A 19,464-nucleotide genomic window follows, 5' to 3' on the forward strand; every position below is an offset into this window, starting at 1 on the left:
AGGTAAGTAGCCGCTTAAGATTAAGGCCATCCAGTGGAAGTGACTTTTCCACATTTCAGAGGGTTTACCCCTAGACGCCCGCTGGGCGGGCGTCAGCGCCGTTCGAGCTTCAGCTTTTTTCCATAGCCGGTGAGTTCGAGGTAGCCGCGCCCCGCAGGGTGCCCGTCGCGGTTGATGGCGACGGCGCCTTCCCAATACAACGAGCCCGTCGATTCGCTCGAATCGAGCTCCTGATCGTCGAGCAAGGGTGTCAGTTGCCAGCGGATGTCGCCCGTGCGGACGACGGTGGCCACCGGGTATTGCGTGTTCGTGCGCGGCGAGCGCCACTGGCGGGTCGGCGAAAAGTCGACGTCGCCGGGGCCGTATTGCGTGACGCGGCCGTCGGCCGTGCGAAGCGCGGCGTGCGCCCAGACCGCGCGCCCATCGGCGGCGCGTACCTTGAAGGCCATCAGCGCGGCGCCGTCAGTCAGGTTCGCGCCGAGCCAGTCCCAGCCGACGGCATCGGATGCGAGCAATGTGCTCGACCATTCGTGATCGAGCCACGCGCTGCCCGTGACGGGCGTTGGCGTGCGGCTCGCACCACCGGCGGATGGGCGTGTGACGGTGCCTGTCACACGCAGTTGGGGCTCGCTGTAGTAGTAGCTCGCCTGTTCCGGCAGTGGTCCTTTGCGCGAGTAGCCGTTGTCACCCTGAAGCAGCGGCGCCTGCGTCGGCGTGAACGTCAGATGCAGCGCGAAACCGGCGGCCTCGGCGCTCACGTCGTAGTGGCCGTCCGGCGTGCGGACCATGCGCCAGGTATCGAGCCGAACGTCGGTGTTGTCGGGCTTCGCGTACGCGAGGCCGAAGCCTTGTCGGGCGATCTTCTGATCATGCACAAGACGACCTGGCTTCGGATCGCTGAGCGCGGCGTGCGCGATGATCAGTTGCGTCGGCGCGAACGCACTGGGATCGCTCGCCGTGTGGCCCGTCGCCGAGCGGAAGAAGGTGATCTGGAAGCCGAGCGGCTGATGATCGGGTGTCTCCAGCCAGCCCGTCGCGTACCACCATTCGGTGCGAAACGCGGGATGCGCGCCCGTGTCGCGCGGCAGTTCAATCGACTTGCCCGGCAAGACGACCGCGAACTGCGGTTCGGCCGCGAACACAAGCGATACGCGAAGCAGGCACGCAAACACGAGCAACAGACTACGGGCGGCACGCATCACCAGTCCTCCCTGACCGCGCGCACGGCATCGATGGAGACAGCTCGGCGGCCCGCCGCGACGGCCGTCGTACACGACGACGCGAGCATCACGAGCGCCAGCACGGATAGCAGCGTCCACGGCACATGCAGCGACATGCTCCAGTGAAACGACTGCGGATTGACGACGAACACGAGGATCAGGCTGATCGCGAAGCCGAGCACGCAGCCCATCGCGATGCCGAGCGCGGTCAGCAGTCCGCCTTCCGTTGCGAGCAGCGCGAGAATCTGTCCACGCGTCACGCCCACATGTCGCAGCATGCCGAACTCGCGCGAGCGCGACAGCGTCTGCGCCGAAAACGTCGCCGCGACGCCGAACAATCCGATCACGATCGCGACGGCTTCCAGCAGATACGTGACGGCGAAGCTGCGGTCGAAGATCGTCAAGGTGCGCGCGCGGATCTCGCCGGGTTGCGCGAAGTCGAGCGCGCTCGCGAACGGCAACGCGCGCATCGCGGCGATGGCCTGCGCCGCGCTCACGCCGCGTTGCAGGGTGAGGGCGGCGTCGGTGGCACCGGTGTCGCCCGTGAGGCGCCGGTAGTCGGCGAGACGGATTTGCAGCGCGCCCGTCTGCCGCACGTAGTCGCGCCATATCCCCGCGACGACGAACACTGCGCCGTGCTCGCCGATCGGCAGCGTCAGCCGTTGACCGACGCGATAGCCATACAGATCGACCATCGCTTCCGATGCCCACACGGGCGTCTCGCCAGCGCGCAACGCGGACGGCGGCAGGATTTCGCCCGTGATCTGCAGATTCGCGCCGGGATCGACGGCATCGATTTCGCGCGCGAGCAGGGCGACGGACGGCCGCGATGCGTCGAGCGTCAGTTGCGAGGTGCGCGCGAACGCTGCGTGCCGGATGCCGCGCGTGGCGGCGAGCATCGCCTGTTGCTGCGGGTTCAGCCCGCCCGTGTCGCCGTTCGGCGCGACGCGCACATAGACATCGGCGGACAGCAGGTGCGCGAGCCAGTCTTCGACCGACACGCGAAAGCTCGACACCATGATCGCCATCGCGACGATCAGCGTGAAGCTCGACAGCACGCCGCCCATCGCAATCGATGCCTGACCCGGCGCGTTCGCCAGGCGCGCGAGCGCAAGCGCGATGACTGGCTTGGCGGGGCGACGTCTATTGTTCCCATCGAGCGTACGGCTCAGCGCGCGAAACAGCAGCGACGTGACGCGCGGCATCAGCGCAATGCCGCCGATCAGCAGCAGCGCGACGGCGAGATAGCCCGCAATCGGCACATCGAACACGGGCGGCGTCTGCGTCAGCGCCACGCCGAGCGCGATGCAGATGAGCGCGGGCCACGGCGTCGACAGCTTGCCGAGCGCGGCTTCCTCGCCGCCCGCCTTCAGCGCGGGAGCAGGATGCGCGCGCGCCGCTTCGAGCGCGGGCACGAGACTGCCGAGCAGCGACACGCCGATACCCAGCACGACGAAAATCGCGCTGGCGATGGGCTCGAAGCCGACCGTCGGTTGAACACCGGGGAAATAGCCGCCGCCCAGATCGCTGCCGAAGAAGCGCAGCACGACATACGCGAGCGCGAAGCCGAGCGCGATGCCCGCCACCGAGCCGAGCGTGCCGAGCAAAGCGCCTTCGAGCAGAATCTGCCGCAACAACTGCGCGCGCGTGAGGCCGAGCACGCGCAGCATCGCGAACTGCGCACGCCGGCGCACCACGCCGAGCGCCTGCGTCGAGAACACGAGAAACGCGCCCGTAAACAGCGCGACGAGCGCGAGCACGTTCATGTTGATCCGGTAGGCGCGCGACAGCCGGTCGGTGCGGCTTTCGACATCACGCGTTTCGCCCACGGCGAAGCGGCTGCCGAGCTGGTCCTGCAACGCTTGCCTGAACCGTTCGCGATCGACGCCGCGCTCGAGTTGCAGATCGACGCGCGACAGCTTGCCGATGCGACTGAAGCGCCATTGCGCGGCCGCGATGTCCATCACCGCGATGCGTTGGCCGGGCCGCGCCCTGACGATGCCGCCAGCCACGCGCAGATGCACATCGGACGTGCCGCTGCGCAACGTCACGGTCTCGCCGACGCGCACGCCGAGCCACTGCTGCGCGGCGGGCGAGAGGAAGATGGCGTCACCGTCGAGCGCGTCGAGCGGGCGGTCGCTGTCCGTCACGCCCGTCAGATCGGGCGCGATGCGGCTCGCGCGGAACATGTCGATGCCGAGCACTTTCAGCGGCGCGGTGCGGTCCGGCACGGTCACGTCGAGTTCGAGCACGGGGCTGGCGAGCGCGACGCCGGGTTGAGTCGCGAGTCGTGGATAGGCGCTTTCATCGAACGTGGGTTGCGCGCCGCGCACCTGCAAGTCCGCCTGGCCCGACAGGCTGCGCGTCGCCGCCGAGAATTCGTTGAACGCGGCGCTGTTGATCAGTTGCACGGCGTAGCCGAGTGCGACACCGAGCGCGATGGTCGCAATCGCGATCAGCGCGCGGCCTTTGTGGCTGTGCCATTCGGCGGCGAGCATCCAGCGCGTGAGTGTGCGCAGGCCGTGGCGCGTGGGGTGTGCGCGGTGCGCGGTTGCATTTAGCGCTGTGTCATTCATGGTTTTGGCGCGATGCGTGGGGCGATGTTTCGCGCATTGCGTGCAGCTTGCCTTCGCTCAGGATGATCACGCGGTCGGCGACGGCGGCGGCCGCTTGCGAATGCGTGACCATCATCGTCGCTGCGCCGTTTGCCTTGGTTTCTTCGCGCAGCAGCGCGAGCACTTCATGTGCGGTGTCGGGGTCGAGATTGCCCGTTGGCTCGTCGGCGAGGATCAGCGTGGGACGATGCACGAGGGCGCGAGCAATGGCGACCCGCTGCAGTTCGCCGCCGGATAGCTGGCGTGGCATGTCGTTTCCGCGTCCGTCCAGACCGACGGCGGCGAGCATGTCGAGCGCGCGTTGTGGTGCGATGCCGTTCAGCAGTAACGGTAGCGCGACGTTTTGCGCGAGCGTCAGATGTGGCAGCACGTGGAACGCCTGGAAGACGAAGCCGAGTTTCTCGCGGCGCAGGCGGGTAGCGGTGTCGTCGTTCAGGGTTGAGACGGGCGTGCCGTCGATTAGCACCTCACCGCTGTCGGCGCGGTCCAGGCCCGCTATCAGGTTTAGAAGCGTTGATTTGCCTACGCCGGAGTCGCCCATGATGGCGATGAATTCGCCTGCTTCCAGTTTGAAGTCCAGGTTGGCGAGGACTACGCGGTTTGTTGCGTAGGCTTTGCTCAGGGAGCGGCATTCTAGTGCGGGGCGCGGGGCCGGGGGCGGCATTTGGGTCCTTAAGGTGGTTGCTTTTTTTTTGTCTGCGACGCTGGGTGGTGGTTTGGGGTTTGTGCTTTGTGCTTTGTGCTGGCATCCGGGTTGGTTGTTCTGGCCTCTGCAATGGCATCCGCGATGCGTTAGCGTGCTTCAAGCGTCGCCCCTGTGCGGGGCGGCACCTACTTTTCTTTGCCGCCGCAAAGAAAAGTAGGCAAAAGAAAGCGGCTAACACCGCCAGTTCTTGTTTTTGCCTGAGGGCCCCCAAAGGGTCTTACGCTTCACACGGCGATCACGTGACCCATGTTCGTTGCCAGCGCTCTTGCGGTGCGCCTCACCCACTCCACGCGCCCGCGTCGCCGCACGCCGTGCCAGATATTCCACCGCCGCCCAAGTGGCAAACTGTGTGTAGGCCGTAGTGCCTCGCGCGCCTCACTTCGGACCGATTGCACATGCGCTCCACCCTGTAAGAGCGCTAACGTGTACGACGCGACAACCTGCACACAGTTTGCCACCTGGGCGGCACGTACCATCCGCTGCCGCTTGCCCGAGTACGGGTATTCGAAGCGGGTGGGGCGTTCATTCAAAGCGTTGGCAACACGCGCCAACAGAGCCGTTGCCGTGTGAAGCGTAAGACCCGTTGGGGGCCCTCAGGCAAACACAAGCACTGGCGGTGTTAGCCGCTTTCTTTTGCCTACTTTTCTTTGCGGCGGCAAAGAAAAGTAGGTGCCGCCCCGCACAGGGGCGACGCCTGAAGCACGCTAACGCATCGCGGATGCCAGCGAAAAGACCAGCACACCCAACCCGCCCGCGCCGAGAGAGCGCAAATGCGGATGCGATCACAAACCCCAAACTACCCAGCGTCGCAGACAAAAAAACCTCAAAACGTCAGATCATGCAACTTCTTCATCCCATCCAGCAGCCATTGAAAAATCGACTGCTCCGACTGAGCAACAGGCGTCGGCGTCCCGAGCTTACCCAGAGTATCCTGCCTCCGCGACAGCATCTGACACATCTCCCTGGCGACATCGGGCTTATCCTTGAGCAGCGGCGTCAAGTCCTCCTTCTTCAACTGATAAACAGTCGCCGCCGTAAGCGCCGAGATCGTCACACGCGCGGGCATGCCTGCCAGCAGACCGAATTCGCCCAACGCATCACCAGGCCCAAGACGAGTCACTTCGACAGGCCCAGACGCATCTTCAGCCACAACAGACAGCACACCCGAATCGACAATGGTCAAATGGTCGAGCACCTTGTCCGGCGTGACCACCGTATCGCCGCGCTCATACGAGCGACGTGAAAGCATAGGCGCAAGACGCTGCAACTCCTCCACCGTCAACGCGGCGAATATCTCCACGCGCCGCAGCAGCGCAATGCGCGGATCGGTCTGCTGCGCCAGTGAAGGCGAAGACGAAGGCGCATACCCAGCCCCGAGCGGCTTCAACTCGACACCCGCCGCCTGCAACTGCCGGTAGCACAAGTCAAAAAGCTCATTCGTGACGGCGAGTTTCTTGCTCATGTCATCGACATACGCGGTCGCCTCGTACGTGACGGACATGATGCTGGTCCGCTTCACGATCGCATACGGCGCCGGATCGGCGATCACCGCCCGCACACCCGCCAGCGCACGTTCGAGCGCAGCCAGCACCACGCTCGGACGCGCTTCGGGCGTGATTTCCAGCATGAGGGTCACGCCGTGCAGCGCCGACGGGCGGCTGTTGTTCGTGATCTTCGCCTTCGCCGCAACGGCATTCGGCACGATCACGATATTGCCTTGCGATGTCAGCAGATGCGTCGCGCGCCAGTTCATCTCCAGCACCTTGCCCTCGACGCCGTCGATAATCACCCAGTTGCCGATGTGATACGGCTCGGTCGTGTTGATCACGATGCCGGCGAACACGTCACTGAGCGTGCTCTGGATCGCAAGGCCAAGCACGATGGCGAGCGCGCCCGAGGTCGCGACCAGCCCGCGCACCGGCAACTCGAGCACGAAGCCAAGCGCCGCAACGACAGCCGCGAGAAACACCACCGCGCCGAACACGTCAGAGAAGAGCCGTTGACGGCGCCAGGTCTGCGGCAACAGCAGGGTGTCGAGCGCAAGGCTCAACAGGCGCGCGCCCATCAGCCACCAGATGATTTCGAGCACCTGGCCAAGCACGTGCAACGGCTTCGAATCCGCGTAGGGCGCCTGCGAGAACGGACTCAGGCCCGAGCCGAACAGCAGCGCGCTAAAGGCCGCGTAAATGCACAGGCGCACCAGCAGCCGCGCGACTTCGTTTTTGGGTGTGGTGCAACGCCAGATCACGACATCGACTGCGACGAGCGCAAAGCCAAAAATCAGCGGATTGTTCACGCACACTCCATAGCGGGGTTGAACGGTCAAAGCGACGTGTACGCCAGCCTCATGCAATCGTCGTTGGCAACGGCTGTTTGCGACAGTAGCACGGCCTCGTGCAACGCGGCGTCATGTCCAGTTTCATGACGCCGCGCGTCGCGCATTCAGCCCATTTTTTACGACATTTTTAATCGCGATGCAGCAGAGCGTACGTGGGGTTCGGCACCCGCTGTTACGCCACGCGTCACTTCACATTGAACGCGTAGTCGCCGTGCGTGCGATGACCGTCCGATGCCACCGCGACCCAATGCACCGTGTATTTGCCTGGGGCGAGAGCAGGCAGCGCGACGGACGCGACGCTCGGCTGCTGCGCATCGACCGTCGATTTCGCGGTGCTCACCTGCTTGCCCGCCGCATCCGTGACGGTCAACGAACTGAAGGCGGGTTCGAGCGGGCCATCGAAGGTGATGGTCACCCTGGCGGGCGCCTCGACGGTCGTGCCCGCGCCGGGCTCCTGCTTCTGCGGAAACACATGGGCCAGCGCCGCGAGCGGCGTCAGCATGAGTGACAGCGCGAGCGCCGCCACGAGTCGTGTCGTGTTCATGGTGGTGTCCTCGTTACGGGAAAAGCGGTTTGCCGATCGTCGTGGGCGCGATGTCATCGAAGAACAGATGCGCCTGCACCAGCACGCCGACATGGGAGCCGCTCGCGTGATTCACGGGGATCTGCGCCTCGATGCCGAATTGCCCATATCGGTTGATCCAGATGACACCCGGGTTGACCGTGCCCGTGGTTTGCCCCTGGCTGCGCGACAGCGGAATTTCGACGATCGGTATCAGGTTCGCGAACGGCTGCGGCAAGCCGACGTCGCGCACGTGCTGCTGCAGATAGGGCAGGCTGTACTGTACGGTCACGCCGTAGTTGAACGCGTTCGGCTGGCCCGCGCCCGTCGTCAACGCGGGGCCCGCTTCGCCCGTGATCGCGATGGGGCGCAGATACGCGAGCGAATCGGGCAGGTCGCCGAAGCCCTTGCCGGCGAAGATCGTCGGCGAGATGGTCGAGAAGCTCTCGCCGATCGCGTGGCTGCCCGTGCCGCCCAGGTCCGCATCGACGCCGATCGACGTCATGAACTCGTGCGCCTCGTTCACATACAACAGGTACTTGAGCCCGACGCTGAAGTTGTCGAAGCCGTGCGCGGTCGGATTGTTCTGCCCGACATACGCGCCTCCGATCGATACCGCGAGGCGCGGCGTGATCAGCTTGTCGTATTCGAAGCTGAAGCTGTTGACGCTCTGGTCGCCATCATCGCCGCGCACGCGCTGGTGGCCATATTCCAGATTGAGTTCGTCGCTGACGCCCGGATCGTCGACGGCCATCGTGGCGGGGAAGACGCGGTCGCCTGCGATGGCGTGTGCATGAGAAATGGAAGGAACTAGCAAGGCTGCAAGGATGCAGCCGGCGAACGGCAGCGTGCCGCGCCTGGCGTGTCGGATATTCATATAGGTGATCCTGAGTGAGAGCGCGCGCCGGCCGCGTACGCGCCGGAAAGCGGCAACGCGGCGTGCGCGAAAACAGCAACGCCGTGAAGGCGTTGCGGGTACGCGGGTTCGACTCAGAGATGCACGGGCGGCGCGCGCGGTTGCGCGCTTTCGAACGGCGTGATGAGCGCGACGCTTTCGAAGCGAACCGCCACGCGCTGTGTGATCGCGGCGACCGTCAGCGCGAACGTCGACGGCGACGCGGGCAGCACGGGAATATGCGCGAGCAGGCTGCAATAGCCGCACGCATGCCAGTGCGAGGCGAGCGTGTGCGTATTGCCGGTGTCGTCCTCTTGGGTGTCGGCGGGACTGGCCGTTTGGGCCGAGCAGAGGGCGGCGGCGGGATCGTATGCGCCGCGGCTCGCCGCAATGGCCTGCGAGACGGTAGGTGCGAGCGCCGCCATCAGGATCGCGAGCAATCCGAGAATGCAGCCAATCTTCCGATGGAACCGGCTCGCCATGTTGAAAACGTGTGTAGATGCTGCGCGGATTATGACATTGGCGCGGCATACGGTGAATGCCCGCCGCGCATTCGAACATGAAAATCTTCGAGAAGCTGTCGATTTGCTGTCGCGTCGATCGTCGTCTGTGTAGAACCGGGCAACGGCGCTTTTTATGCCCGGCATCTGACGACTTTGCACAGGAGGCGGCAATGAACTACGTGGATGGATTCGTGGTGGCAGTGAAGGCTGAGAATCGCGAAATTTACCGCAAGCACGCCGAGACGGCGGCGGGCGTGTTCAAGGAGTACGGCGCGCTGAACGTCGTCGAATGCTGGGGCGACGACGTGCCCGAAGGCAAGCTCACGTCGTTCCCGCTGGCCGTCAAGCGCGAGCCGGACGAAGTGGTCGTATTCTCGTGGGTCGTCTGGCCTTCGCGCGCGAAGCGCGACGAAGGCATGGGCAAGGTGATGGCCGATCCGCGGCTTCAACCGGATGTGATGACGATGCCGTTCGACGGCAAGCGGCTGATCTACGGCGGCTTCGAAGTGATCGTCGACGTGTGACGGCGTTCAGCGGGCGCTAGAGCGTTTCCGTGAACATGGGCGTCGTGCCGTCGCTGCTTTCGTAGTACTCCGCCGACGCCTGTCCGCTCTGCGCGCCTTGTCCAAGCCGGATGATCGTGAAGCCGTGCATGTAGATCTTGTCCGTCTCTTTCAGCAGCACGTTCTGCAGCGCGGGCGGATTGACGATACGTGCGTCCGGCGCGTTCTCCGGTCCGTCGACGATCACGGGCACTGCGCCATGGCCGATGCAGCGTCCGCGATTCAATCCGAGGTACGGCTGATAGATGCTCAGGTTGTGCTCGTGGCCCCAGAACCATGCGCTAACCGGCTGCTTCGCGGCTTGCGCGAAACGCTGGAAGCTCGCGAGCAGCTTCGGGTTGTGCGCGATGAGCTTGCCGCCTGTCTGTAGCGGTCCAATCTGCGACAGCGCGGAAAACAGCTGGTGATGCGAAAGCAGGATCGTCTTGCCGCTGAATTCGGCGATGCGCTCGACGATCCAGTCCTCTTCGTCCTGCTCGATAAACGTGAGGACTTCCGTTCCGTGGAAGGGGTCGTAGTCGTGCAGCCCTGTGTCCAGCGCGATGAACTGCCAGTCGTCGTTGCGCAGGCAGAAGAAGCTGGCAGGCTGAAGCCGCGCGTGATCGTTGAGCGTGTCGATCAGCCCGTAATAGCCGGCGCCGCCCGAGTACATGTCATGGTTGCCCGAGAGCGTGTAGACGGGTACGTCCTTCGTGCTGCGCGAAAGCACGCTGTCGACGATATTCCTGAAGTTCGCATCGCATTCCTGCGGCGTGCCCGAATAGTAGATGTCGCCGAGATGAATCACGACGTCGGGGTTTTGCAGCGCGGCCTGCTTCAGCAGATCCACGGCGACGTCCGTGCCCGTGCCCCAATCGGCGATCAGCGCGACCGTTGCGCCCGCTTTCAGCGGCACAGTGACGGGGCCGATCGCGGCCGCGCGCCGGTACGGAATCGACGCGCGCTTGCCGTCCGGGCCGAAGTACTGCATGTAGCTCTCGATGACCTTGATCCACGCCGGATCGCAGACGTTGAAGCGCAGGTCGTTCTCGATGCTGTCGGCACCGGCCGAGTCGCCGCGGGCGCGGGCTTCCATCAACGCGAAGCCCATCTTCGCGCAGGTCCAGGCGTCCTGTGCGACTTCGTCGGGCGCGACGTCGGGCAAGGGCGATTGACCTTGCGACTTCAGCGACGCAATCGTCGCTGCCGCATTGACGAGTGCGTTGTCCGTTCCAGGCCGTGAGGCGAGGGCCGAGGAAGGCGTCGTGCTGCGCACGACCTGATCGACGGCTGACTGGAACAGCGAAACGAATTGATCGCGGAAGCTCTCGGGTTCGGCGGCCATGGCGGTCTCCAATGATCGGATTGGCGAAATCCGTATTGCATATTGCGGCTTTTCGAATTGAATGCGAAAGCCGGGAGTAATGTTCGCGGTATTGAAGCTTGAAGCAGCGACAGGCTATTGGATTAATTCAGCTAACACCAAGACGATTGGCTCAACATAATTTGCATGAAGCTGAATCGCTCGATTACTCGCCGTCGATGAGCGCGCGCTGATTCACCTGAGCCGCTCAAACCATTCAAGCTTTTCGCGCCGCTGCCGATAACGTGTCTGGCCGTCCCTCCTGCAAAGCCCTATCAAAGATGCGTGTGTCCAAGACCGAGTCCGTACTGCTCACCGTTGCCGTGTTCGCCGTCGTCAGTTTCAGCGGCTGGCTCCAGAGCGAAATGAAGCACGCCGCGCGTGAGCGCAACCGGCACGACATCGGCACGATCGTCGAAGCCGCCTGCGCGAACCTGAACGCCGCCGAGCTCGAATCCAGCGACGCCGGCCAGCTGCAATGCGGCACGATCGCGCATGAGGCGCCGCGCGAAGCGTCCTCGGCGCCCGAGGCGTTAACGGCAGCCGCGACGGGCGCTGCATCGACGGTTCCTAATCCGTAGGCTCTTTTGCCGGGCACGCGCTACACTGCGCGACTCGCGTGGCGAAGCTGCTCAGCCAGCACCGATGCGGCTTTCATCGACAATACCTCACGCGCTGATATACTAAATACGTTCACAGTCCGCGTGACGATGAGGGCAGTAGACGGGCGCGGATACGGGAGCGGCGCAGTGCGCCGCTCAAGCCAACTACGGTGCTCATTCGCACCGACCGGATCAGAGGCGATGCATGTCGTCAGAACTTGACAGTCAGCCAGCGGCTACGCCGTTCACCCTGTCACTGCAGCCCATCGGGACGAGCGCCAGTTTGCGGGATCGCGCATATGCGATGCTGCGCGCGGCAATCGCCGATGCCGATATCTATGCGTCGCGCGACGAAATACGCCTCGACGACCGCGCGCTGAGCGAATCGCTGGGCGTGAGCCGCACGCCTGTGCGCGAGGCGATGACGCTGCTCGAACAGGAAGGCTTCGTGCGCACGATCCCGCGTCGAGGCATCTACATCGTGCGCAAGAGCAAGCGCGAGATCGTCGAGATGGTGCAGATGTGGGCCGCGCTGGAAAGCATGGCCGCACGTCTCGCCACGCTGCACGCAACGGATGAAGAAATCGCGCGGCTGCGTCACATGTTCGACCAGTTCCGCGATTCGACGCCGGCCGAGCATATCGCCGAGTACTCGGATGCGAACATTGCGTTCCATCAGGCCATCGTCGAGCTGTCGAAGTCGCAGATCATTCTCGACACGATCAAGAACATCTTCATTCATGTGCGCGCGATCCGGCGCATGACGATTTCGCAAAGCGACCGTGCGTCGCGTTCGATCGTCGATCATCTGCGCATCATCGAGGCACTGGAAAAGCGCGATACCGAACTCGCGGAGCGTCTGGTGCGCCAGCACTCGCTCGACCTCGCCGCTTTCATCGAGGTAAATTGCGACTTCCTCGATTGAGGGCAGTCGCTTCTCCCTGATCTACCGCGGACATCCGTTCCCGGATGTCCGCATCTTCCCTCATTGCCAACCGGCGACCTTCTCTGCGCGCCCCGTGCCATCGCATCCATAAACGATCGCGAATGCATTCGATAAGTTTCTTTAATTATTCCCAATCCCCTGTGCGCTCTTACGATGGGTTCACCCGGATGCGTCCTGTTTTAAGGGTTAACGCGTGCAATGGCGGTTTTTAAGCGCATTGCATTGGGGAAAATCCGCAGGCCGCTGGAATAAAAATGTAAAGACTGAAACCTGTTTGAATGGTTAACTACGCAGGTCTGTCGAAAATCCCCAGCGCCGGGTAGAACAAAACAGCAAGGCGGATGCGGGCAGCGCAATCACGAATTGCGCGGCTTGCATCGAAAACACTAGAAATGCGGAGACGATGCTCATGAATGGAAACACCCGACAGGCGACGGGAAACGGTCTATTTTCGAACCGTTGGTGTCAATTGGTGATCGGCATGCTGTGTATGGCACTGGTCGCCAACCTTCAATATGCCTGGACGCTCTTCGTCGCGCCGATGAACGCGCGGCACCACTGGGGCGAAGCATCGATTCAGCTTGCGTTCTCGATCTTCATTGTCACGGAGACGTGGCTCGTACCTGTCGAAGGATGGCTCGTCGACCGTTTCGGTCCGCGTCCCGTCGTCGCGGTCGGCGCGATTTGCGCGGGCCTCGCGTGGATGCTGTTCGCGCATGCGACGACGCTGCCTGAACTTTATATCGGCTCCGTCGTCGCCGGCATCGGCGCGGGCGGCGTGTACGGCACATGCGTCGGCAATGCGCTGAAGTGGTTCCCGGACAAGCGCGGTCTCGCGGCGGGCCTGACGGCGGCGGGTTTCGGCGCGGGCGCGGCCGTGACAGTGATTCCGATTGCAAACATGATTACGCGCTCAGGTTATGAGCACACGTTCCTGTTCTTCGGCATCCTGCAAGGCGCGGCGATCTTCGTGCTGGCGCTGCTGCTGCACAAGCCGTCGACGCGCGCCGTATCGAACATCAAGCGCAAGTTCGCGGTGAGCAAGATCGACTACACGCCGGGACAGATGATCAAGACGCCCGTATTCTGGGTGATCTACGCAGCGTTCGTCGCGGTCGCGGCGGGCGGCCTGATGGCGACGGCACAGATCGGTCCGATCGCAAAAGACTGGGGCCTCGCGAAACTGCCGATGACGATGTTCGGCATGACGCTGCCGCTGCTGACGATGACGCTGTCCATCGACAACATCTGCAACGGCTTCACGCGTCCGCTGTGCGGCTTCATCTCCGACAAGATCGGCCGCGAGAACACGATGTTCGCGATCTTCATCGGCGAAGGGCTCGCGTTGCTCGGCATGATGCAGTACGGCCAGAACCCGTATGCGTTCATGACGTTCGCGGCACTGATCTTCCTGTTCTGGGGCGAGATCTTCTCGATCTTCCCGGCCATCTGCGCGGATACGTTCGGCAGCAAGTTTGCGGCGTCTAACGCGGGCACGTTGTATACGGCGAAGGGCACGGCGGCGCTGCTGGTGCCGCTCGCGTCGGTGTTGTCGGCGACGGGTGGCTGGAGCCTGGTGTTCATCGTGTCGGCCGTCATCACGATTGCGGCGGGCGTGTCGGCCAAGTTCGTGCTCGCACCGATGCGCGCACGGTTGATCGAGTCGGGGACGTCCGCGTCCTCTTCGTCGGCCAACGCGTCGCGATTAAGCGCAAGCTCGGGCGAGTGAGGCAGGGCGCAGTTCTGGCGCTGCGGGTTCATCATTGAAATCTTGAAGCGGTGCGTGGCCTGAAAGGGCGGCGCGCCGCTTTGTTTTTTTGGCCGCTCGCTTGCATCTCGCGGTTTGCGCCGAACCCGCGCTCTCGACAATCGACGAGCCAATAAAAAATCTCCCGCGCTTCATCAGCGCGGGAGATTGCTTGCGGCTTGCTTCTGTTTCTTGTGCGGCTTGCCGTTCTTCAGGCGCCTGCAAGAGCAGGCACACTGTCATCGGCAAAGTACTGCGAAAACGAAAAGGCCGAACGATTCGAACGTTGCGTGTCGCTCGACGCATCGATACGCGTCGGCAGCACCTCGGGCGTGTGCGCGCTCTTCTTCGCGAGAATCGCCGCGCTCAGGAACTCGGCGCTGTACGCATTGAGCAAATGCGCCTGATGCGCCTCCAGATAAGCGACGACGCGAGCGTGCTCGCCGTCGATCGTCGCAAGCGACGTCAGCGTCTGCGCGTCCCAGCGGAAGCGCAAACCGAGGTCCGCGAACGCGCTGTTGAACGCGCAGAGCTGCGCCTCGATTGCGCGCTCGTAGTGAGTCCGGTGTTGATCGTGTGCGTTGCGCATCATCCCCTCCAATTCGTCGATTGCGTGAAGACAGCTTAGGCGCGTCGATCGATTCACGATAGTTAAAGTTTTCTTTGAAAACTATTCGCTAACGTTTATGGATTGCCTGCTACAGACCTAGGGTGCAGGAGAATTGGTGGCGACAAGATATGTGATATACAGTATTGCACATATGCAAGACGGTATTTTCAGACATGCAGAAGGGCCGAACGACCGCGCCTTACCCGGCGCTTCCGTCAAACGGGCCACCACCGTTTTCGACACTGAGGAGACACGTCGACCATGTCCACCGACACGCAAGAAAATGTCCGCACGATCCCGTTGAGCCTGAACCTCACGCCGATCAGCGCGACAGCTTCGCTGCGGGATCAGGCGTACGCGCGACTCAAGCACGCGATCGCGAACACCGACATCTATCACTCGCGCACCGAAGTGCGGCTGGATGAAAAGGAGCTGACCGAGGCGCTCGGCGTGAGCCGCACGCCAGTGCGCGAGGCGATGACGCTGCTCGAACAGGAAGGCTTTCTGCGTACGGTGCCGCGCCGCGGCGTGTACATCCTGCGCAAGACGAAGAAAGAGATCGTCGAGATGATCTGCATGTGGGCCGCGCTCGAAAGCGTGGCGGCGCGTCTGGCGACACAGCGCGCGTCGAATGAGGACATTGCCGGGCTGCGCGCGATGTTCGACGACTTCCATTCGACCACGCCAACCGATCACATTGAGGAGTACTCCGAGGTGAACATTGCGTTTCACCAGGCGCTCGTCGAGCTATCCGGCTCGCAGATCATTCTCGACACGATCAAGAACATCTTCATGCACGTGCGCGCGATACGCCGCATGACGATCGCGCAGAGCGACCGCGCGTCGCGCTCGATCGAAGACCACATGCGCATCATCGAAGCGCTGGAAGCGCGCGATACCGAGCGCGTCGAAGCACTGGTGCGTCAGCACTCGCTCGACCTCGCGCTGTATGTCGAAGCACATTGCGATTTTCTGGACTGAGGGCCGCCATCACTGACATATAGCGACCCCAGGACTATCCCGAACGGGCACTTGATGCGATGCACGATTCAGACGCCCAGACCCTTCAGGCACAAAGCGCTAGCCAACTTTTGCACTGCAGCAACACCGGATGAAACCTGAAGCACCTGCAAAAATCCGTTGACTAATATTGTGTTTGGAATATTGTATATCACGAGACGCCACACAACACCCGGCCAAGGAGGAGACGTCATGGCAGATGTACTTGAGATCAGACCGCAAGAATCCGCTGAAGAGAACGCACAACAAACGACGGACGGTTTCCACCTCGTCATTGATGCACTTAAAGCGAACGACATCGACACGATTTTTGGTCTGGTCGGCATTCCTATCACCGACCTCGCGCGCCTCGCGCAAGCCGAAGGAATGCGCTTTATCGGTTTTCGTCACGAGCAGCACGCAGGTCATGCAGCCGCCATCGCGGGCTACATGACGCAAAAGCCCGGCATCTGTCTCACGGTGTCCGCACCGGGCTTCCTGAACGGCCTCACGGCCCTCGCCAACGCAACGACGAACTGCTTTCCGATGATCCTGATCAGCGGATCGAGCGAACGCGAAATCGTCGACCTGCAGCAAGGCGACTACGAAGAGATGGATCAGTTGAACGCGGCGAAGCCGTACGCGAAGGCTGCGTATCGCGTGCTGCACGCGGAAGACATCGGCATCGGTCTGGCGCGTGCGATTCGCGCTGCCGTGTCGGGTCGTCCGGGCGGCGTGTATCTGGATCTGCCGGCGAAGCTGCTGTCGCAGACCATCGACGCCGTGAAGGCCAAGCAGTCGCTGGTACGCGTGATCGACGCCGCGCCGCGCCAGTTGCCCGCGCCTGATTCCGTCAAGCGCGCCATCGATCTGCTGAAGGGCGCAAAGCGTCCGCTGGTGCTGCTCGGCAAGGGCGCAGCGTATTCGCAGGCCGACAAGGAAATCCGCGCGTTCATCGAAAAGACGGGCATTCCGTATCTGCCGATGTCGATGGCCAAGGGTCTGCTGCCCGACACGCACGAGCAATCGGCTTCGGCTGCGCGTTCGTTCGTGCTGGCCGAGTCGGATGTCGTCGTGCTGATCGGCGCGCGGCTGAACTGGCTGCTGTCGCACGGCAAGGGCAAGACGTGGGGCAAGCCGAAGCAGTTCGTGCAGATTGATATCTCGGCGCAGGAGATGGATAGCAACGTCGCGATCGCGGCGCCTATCGTCGGCGATATCGGTTCGTGCGTTGCGTCGCTCGTCGATCAGGTTGGCGACAACTTCCCGCAGCCGCCGAAGGAATGGCTCGACGCCGTCAGCGAGAAGAAGAACACGAACCTGCAGAAGATGGCCGCGACGCTCGCGAAGAATCCGTCGCCGATGAACTTCCACAGCGCGCTGCGCGTGCTGCGCGACATCGTCAAGGCGAACCCGGACATCAACGTCGTCAACGAAGGCGCGAACACGCTCGACTATGCGCGCGCCATCATCGACATGTATCAGCCGCGCAAGCGTTTCGACTCGGGTACGTGGGGCGTGATGGGTATCGGCATGGGCTTCGCAATCGGTGCAGCCGTGACGAGCGGCAAGCCGGTGCTCGCGATCGAAGGCGATAGCGCGTTCGGCTTCAGCGGTATGGAACTCGAAACGATCTGCCGTTACGACCTGCCCGTGTGCACGATCATCTTCAACAACAACGGCGTGTATCGCGGCACCGACGTGAATCCGACGGGTGGCAAGGACGTTGCGCCGACGGTGTTCGTGAAGGACGCGCGCTACGACAAGATGATCGAGGCATTCGGCGGCATCGGCTACAACGTGACGACGCCCGAAGAACTGGATAAAGCGGTGAAGGAAGCGATTGCATCGGGTAAGCCGACGCTCATCAACGCAGTGATCGACGAAGCGGCAGGCACCGAAAGCGGACGCTTGACCAATCTGAACCCGCAAAGCGCGGCAATGAAAAAGTGACATCAGCCAACCACGGAGATACAAAAGTGAGCAAACCACTCGAAGGCGTCAAGATCATCGACTTCACGCACGTCCAGGCCGGTCCTGCGTGTACCCAGTTGCTTGCCTGGTTCGGCGCGGATGTGATCAAGGTCGAGCGCCCCGGTTCGGGCGACGTGACGCGTAACCAGCTGCGCGACATTCCGGAAGCCGACGCGCTGTACTTCACGATGCTCAACAGCAACAAGCGTTCGCTGACGCTCGACACGAAGACGCAAGACGGCAAGGAAGTGCTCGAAAAGCTGATTCAGGAATCGGACGTGCTGGTCGAAAACTTCGCACCGGGCGCGCTGGACCGCATGGGCTTCACGTGGGAACGCATCAACGAACTGAACCCGAAGATGATCGTTGCATCGGTCAAGGGCTTCAGCGACGGCCACCACTACGACGACCTGAAGGTCTATGAAAACGTCGCGCAGTGCGCAGGCGGCGCGGCTTCGACGACGGGCTTCTGGGACGGCCCGCCGACGGTCAGCGCGGCAGCGCTCGGCGACAGCAACACGGGCATGCACCTCGCGATCGGCATTCTCACGGCGCTGATCGGCCGCGACAAGACGGGCAAGGGGCAGAAGGTGGCCGTGTCGATGCAGGACAGCGTGATCAACCTGTGCCGCGTGAAGCTGCGCGACCAGCAGCGTCTGGACCGCGTCGGCTACCTGGAAGAGTATCCGCAGTATCCGCACGGCGAATTCAGCGATGTCGTGCCGCGCGGCGGCAATGCGGGCGGCGGCGGCCAGCCGGGCTGGGTGCTCAAGTGCAAGGGCTGGGAAACGGACCCGAACGCGTACATCTACTTCACGATTCAGGGCCACGCGTGGGATCCGATCTGCCGCGCGATCGGCAAGCCGGAATGGATCGACGACCCGGCGTACAAGACGGCGCAGGCACGCCAGCCGCACATTTTCGATATTTTCAACACGATCGAAGCGTGGCTCGCCGACAAGACGAAGTTCGAAGCGGTCGACATCCTGCGTAAATTCGACATTCCGTGCTCGCCTGTTCTGTCGATGAAGGAAATCGCCAACGACGAGTCGCTGCGTGCGAGCGGGACGATCGTCGAAGTAGATCACAAGGCGCGCGGCAAGTACCTGACGGTTGGCAGCCCGATCAAGTTCTCGGACATGAAGCCTGAGATCACGGGTTCGCCGCTGCTCGGCGAGCATACGGAAGAAGTGCTCAAGGATCTGGGCTATAGCTTCGATCAGATCGCGAACTTGCGGGAAGCGAAAGTGGTGTAATTGTCACCGGCGTATCAATGGGCTCCGGGTTACACGGAGAGAGACGGAGCCCACTCGAACAGCGCCCGCGTGGCGCTGTTTTTACTGAGCGGCAGCGAGCCCATAACACACGAGCCCCTATATGCAAGCAGCCATCGATTTTGAACAGCTGGTGAACGTAATCGGCGATGCCGTCGTGATTTCGGACCAGCACGGCGCGATTACGCTGTGGAATCCCGCGGCGGAGCGCATTTTTGGTTTTACTCAGGAAGACGCGCTGGGTCAGTCGCTTGATCTGATTATTCCCGAGCGTTTGCGCGGGCGTCACTGGGAAGGCTATGAAAAGACCATGGCGACGGGACAGACGCGCTATGGCAACGATCTTCTTCGCGTGCCTGCGATTCATAAGGACGGGCGGGCGTTGTCGATCGCTTTTACGGTTGCACTGTTGTATTCACCCGAGCGCGAATTGACGGGCATTGTCGCGGTGATCCGCGATGAAACCGCGCGCTTCCAGGAAGACCGCAATCTGCGCAAGCGCATCGCGGAACTTGAGGCGCGCGTTGGCGCCTGAATGTGCCCTGAAGGTGGCGCTTTGCTCTCGCGC

17 protein-coding genes are annotated in these 19,464 nt (G+C 62.7%); 8 read left to right on the forward strand and 9 right to left on the reverse strand.

Annotated elements, in window-relative coordinates:
- Nucleotides 1–92 precede the first annotated feature (92 nt).
- The 7 genes from C2L65_RS19885 to C2L65_RS19915 form a co-directional block, all read right to left on the reverse strand.
- Nucleotides 93–1,199, reverse strand: a complete 1,107-nt coding sequence (locus C2L65_RS19885) for a lipocalin-like domain-containing protein (RefSeq protein ID WP_042316148.1) — start codon at nucleotides 1,197–1,199, stop codon at nucleotides 93–95.
- Nucleotides 1,199–3,796 (reverse strand): FtsX-like permease family protein, encoded by a 2,598-nt coding sequence (locus tag C2L65_RS19890; RefSeq protein ID WP_042316150.1) that lies wholly within the window; start codon nucleotides 3,794–3,796, stop codon nucleotides 1,199–1,201. The genes C2L65_RS19885 and C2L65_RS19890 overlap by 1 nt, the downstream gene beginning before the upstream one ends.
- Nucleotides 3,789–4,499: an ABC transporter ATP-binding protein gene (locus C2L65_RS19895; RefSeq protein WP_042316153.1), complete on the reverse strand. Its 711-nt coding sequence runs from the start codon at nucleotides 4,497–4,499 to the stop codon at nucleotides 3,789–3,791. Before C2L65_RS19895 ends, C2L65_RS19890 begins: the two co-directional genes overlap by 8 nt.
- Before the next feature lie 865 nt (nucleotides 4,500–5,364).
- A complete protein-coding gene (locus C2L65_RS19900; protein ID WP_042311248.1) occupies nucleotides 5,365–6,837 on the reverse strand; it encodes a mechanosensitive ion channel family protein in 1,473 nt (490 codons plus the stop codon).
- A 226-nt stretch (nucleotides 6,838–7,063) separates the two neighbouring features.
- Nucleotides 7,064–7,423, reverse strand: a complete 360-nt coding sequence (locus C2L65_RS19905; protein ID WP_042311242.1) for a copper resistance CopC family protein — start codon at nucleotides 7,421–7,423, stop codon at nucleotides 7,064–7,066.
- A 13-nt stretch (nucleotides 7,424–7,436) separates the two neighbouring features.
- A complete protein-coding gene (locus C2L65_RS19910; protein WP_042311240.1) occupies nucleotides 7,437–8,318 on the reverse strand; it encodes a hypothetical protein in 882 nt (293 codons plus the stop codon).
- Between the two features lie 113 nt (nucleotides 8,319–8,431).
- Nucleotides 8,432–8,818, reverse strand: coding sequence for a DUF2946 domain-containing protein (locus tag C2L65_RS19915; protein ID WP_042311239.1), 387 nt, complete (start codon nucleotides 8,816–8,818; stop codon nucleotides 8,432–8,434).
- Nucleotides 8,819–9,009: 191 nt separating this feature from the next.
- Between C2L65_RS19915 and C2L65_RS19920 the strand changes: the two genes are divergently transcribed.
- A complete protein-coding gene (locus tag C2L65_RS19920; protein ID WP_042311237.1) occupies nucleotides 9,010–9,363 on the forward strand; it encodes a DUF1428 domain-containing protein in 354 nt (117 codons plus the stop codon).
- A 16-nt stretch (nucleotides 9,364–9,379) separates the two neighbouring features.
- Here C2L65_RS19920 and C2L65_RS19925 read toward each other — a convergent pair whose 3' ends face one another.
- Entirely contained in the window at nucleotides 9,380–10,726 is a 1,347-nt protein-coding gene (locus tag C2L65_RS19925; RefSeq protein ID WP_042311236.1) for a metallophosphoesterase family protein, read from the reverse strand.
- A gap of 299 nt (nucleotides 10,727–11,025) precedes the next feature.
- On the opposite strand from C2L65_RS19925, the gene C2L65_RS19930 reads away from it, so the two are divergent.
- From C2L65_RS19930 to oxlT, 3 genes are all read left to right on the forward strand, one after another.
- Nucleotides 11,026–11,325, forward strand: coding sequence for a hypothetical protein (locus C2L65_RS19930; RefSeq protein WP_042311234.1), 300 nt, complete (start codon nucleotides 11,026–11,028; stop codon nucleotides 11,323–11,325).
- Between the two features lie 226 nt (nucleotides 11,326–11,551).
- The gene (locus C2L65_RS19935; protein WP_042311231.1) at nucleotides 11,552–12,271 is read left to right on the forward strand and encodes a GntR family transcriptional regulator; all 720 of its coding nucleotides are present in this window, start codon (nucleotides 11,552–11,554) and stop codon (nucleotides 12,269–12,271) included.
- 430 nt (nucleotides 12,272–12,701) lie between these two features.
- Complete coding sequence (gene oxlT / locus C2L65_RS19940) at nucleotides 12,702–14,021, forward strand: oxalate/formate MFS antiporter (RefSeq protein WP_042311247.1); 1,320 nt, start codon at nucleotides 12,702–12,704, stop codon at nucleotides 14,019–14,021.
- A gap of 229 nt (nucleotides 14,022–14,250) precedes the next feature.
- On the opposite strand, the gene C2L65_RS19945 is transcribed toward oxlT, so the two are convergent.
- On the reverse strand, nucleotides 14,251–14,631 hold the full coding sequence (locus tag C2L65_RS19945; protein ID WP_042311229.1) for a hypothetical protein: 381 nt from the start codon (nucleotides 14,629–14,631) through the stop codon (nucleotides 14,251–14,253).
- Between the two features lie 279 nt (nucleotides 14,632–14,910).
- On the opposite strand from C2L65_RS19945, the gene C2L65_RS19950 reads away from it, so the two are divergent.
- The 4 genes from C2L65_RS19950 (at nucleotide 14,911) to C2L65_RS19965 (ending at nucleotide 19,431) form a co-directional block, all read left to right on the forward strand.
- Nucleotides 14,911–15,630 (forward strand): GntR family transcriptional regulator, encoded by a 720-nt coding sequence (locus tag C2L65_RS19950; RefSeq protein ID WP_042311228.1) that lies wholly within the window; start codon nucleotides 14,911–14,913, stop codon nucleotides 15,628–15,630.
- A gap of 231 nt (nucleotides 15,631–15,861) precedes the next feature.
- Complete coding sequence (gene oxc / locus C2L65_RS19955) at nucleotides 15,862–17,601, forward strand: oxalyl-CoA decarboxylase (protein WP_042311226.1); 1,740 nt, start codon at nucleotides 15,862–15,864, stop codon at nucleotides 17,599–17,601.
- A 26-nt stretch (nucleotides 17,602–17,627) separates the two neighbouring features.
- Nucleotides 17,628–18,878, forward strand: coding sequence for a formyl-CoA transferase (gene frc, locus C2L65_RS19960; protein ID WP_042311224.1), 1,251 nt, complete (start codon nucleotides 17,628–17,630; stop codon nucleotides 18,876–18,878).
- Between the two features lie 121 nt (nucleotides 18,879–18,999).
- A complete protein-coding gene (locus C2L65_RS19965) occupies nucleotides 19,000–19,431 on the forward strand; it encodes a PAS sensor domain-containing protein (RefSeq protein WP_042311222.1) in 432 nt (143 codons plus the stop codon).
- Nucleotides 19,432–19,464: the final 33 nt, after the last annotated feature.

The sequence above is a fragment of the Paraburkholderia terrae genome, assembly GCF_002902925.1.
Classification (GTDB): domain Bacteria; phylum Pseudomonadota; class Gammaproteobacteria; order Burkholderiales; family Burkholderiaceae; genus Paraburkholderia; species Paraburkholderia terrae.

What these genes read in the sequence shown, in the direction of transcription:
- C2L65_RS19885 (WP_042316148.1), bottom strand. Translation starts at nt 1,199, where the DNA reads ATGCGTGCCGCCCGTAGTCTGTTGCTCGTGTTTGCGTGCCTGCTTCGC.
- C2L65_RS19890 (WP_042316150.1), bottom strand. Translation starts at nt 3,796, where the DNA reads ATGAATGACACAGCGCTAAATGCAACCGCGCACCGCGCACACCCCACG.
- C2L65_RS19895 (WP_042316153.1), bottom strand. Translation starts at nt 4,499, where the DNA reads ATGCCGCCCCCGGCCCCGCGCCCCGCACTAGAATGCCGCTCCCTGAGC.
- C2L65_RS19905 (WP_042311242.1), bottom strand. Translation starts at nt 7,423, where the DNA reads ATGAACACGACACGACTCGTGGCGGCGCTCGCGCTGTCACTCATGCTG.
- C2L65_RS19910 (WP_042311240.1), bottom strand. Translation starts at nt 8,318, where the DNA reads ATGAATATCCGACACGCCAGGCGCGGCACGCTGCCGTTCGCCGGCTGC.
- C2L65_RS19915 (WP_042311239.1), bottom strand. Translation starts at nt 8,818, where the DNA reads ATGGCGAGCCGGTTCCATCGGAAGATTGGCTGCATTCTCGGATTGCTC.
- C2L65_RS19920 (WP_042311237.1), top strand. Translation starts at nt 9,010, where the DNA reads ATGAACTACGTGGATGGATTCGTGGTGGCAGTGAAGGCTGAGAATCGC.
- C2L65_RS19925 (WP_042311236.1), bottom strand. Translation starts at nt 10,726, where the DNA reads ATGGCCGCCGAACCCGAGAGCTTCCGCGATCAATTCGTTTCGCTGTTC.
- C2L65_RS19930 (WP_042311234.1), top strand. Translation starts at nt 11,026, where the DNA reads ATGCGTGTGTCCAAGACCGAGTCCGTACTGCTCACCGTTGCCGTGTTC.
- C2L65_RS19935 (WP_042311231.1), top strand. Translation starts at nt 11,552, where the DNA reads ATGTCGTCAGAACTTGACAGTCAGCCAGCGGCTACGCCGTTCACCCTG.
- oxlT (WP_042311247.1), top strand. Translation starts at nt 12,702, where the DNA reads ATGAATGGAAACACCCGACAGGCGACGGGAAACGGTCTATTTTCGAAC.
- C2L65_RS19945 (WP_042311229.1), bottom strand. Translation starts at nt 14,631, where the DNA reads ATGATGCGCAACGCACACGATCAACACCGGACTCACTACGAGCGCGCA.
- C2L65_RS19950 (WP_042311228.1), top strand. Translation starts at nt 14,911, where the DNA reads ATGTCCACCGACACGCAAGAAAATGTCCGCACGATCCCGTTGAGCCTG.
- oxc (WP_042311226.1), top strand. Translation starts at nt 15,862, where the DNA reads ATGGCAGATGTACTTGAGATCAGACCGCAAGAATCCGCTGAAGAGAAC.
- C2L65_RS19965 (WP_042311222.1), top strand. Translation starts at nt 19,000, where the DNA reads ATGCAAGCAGCCATCGATTTTGAACAGCTGGTGAACGTAATCGGCGAT.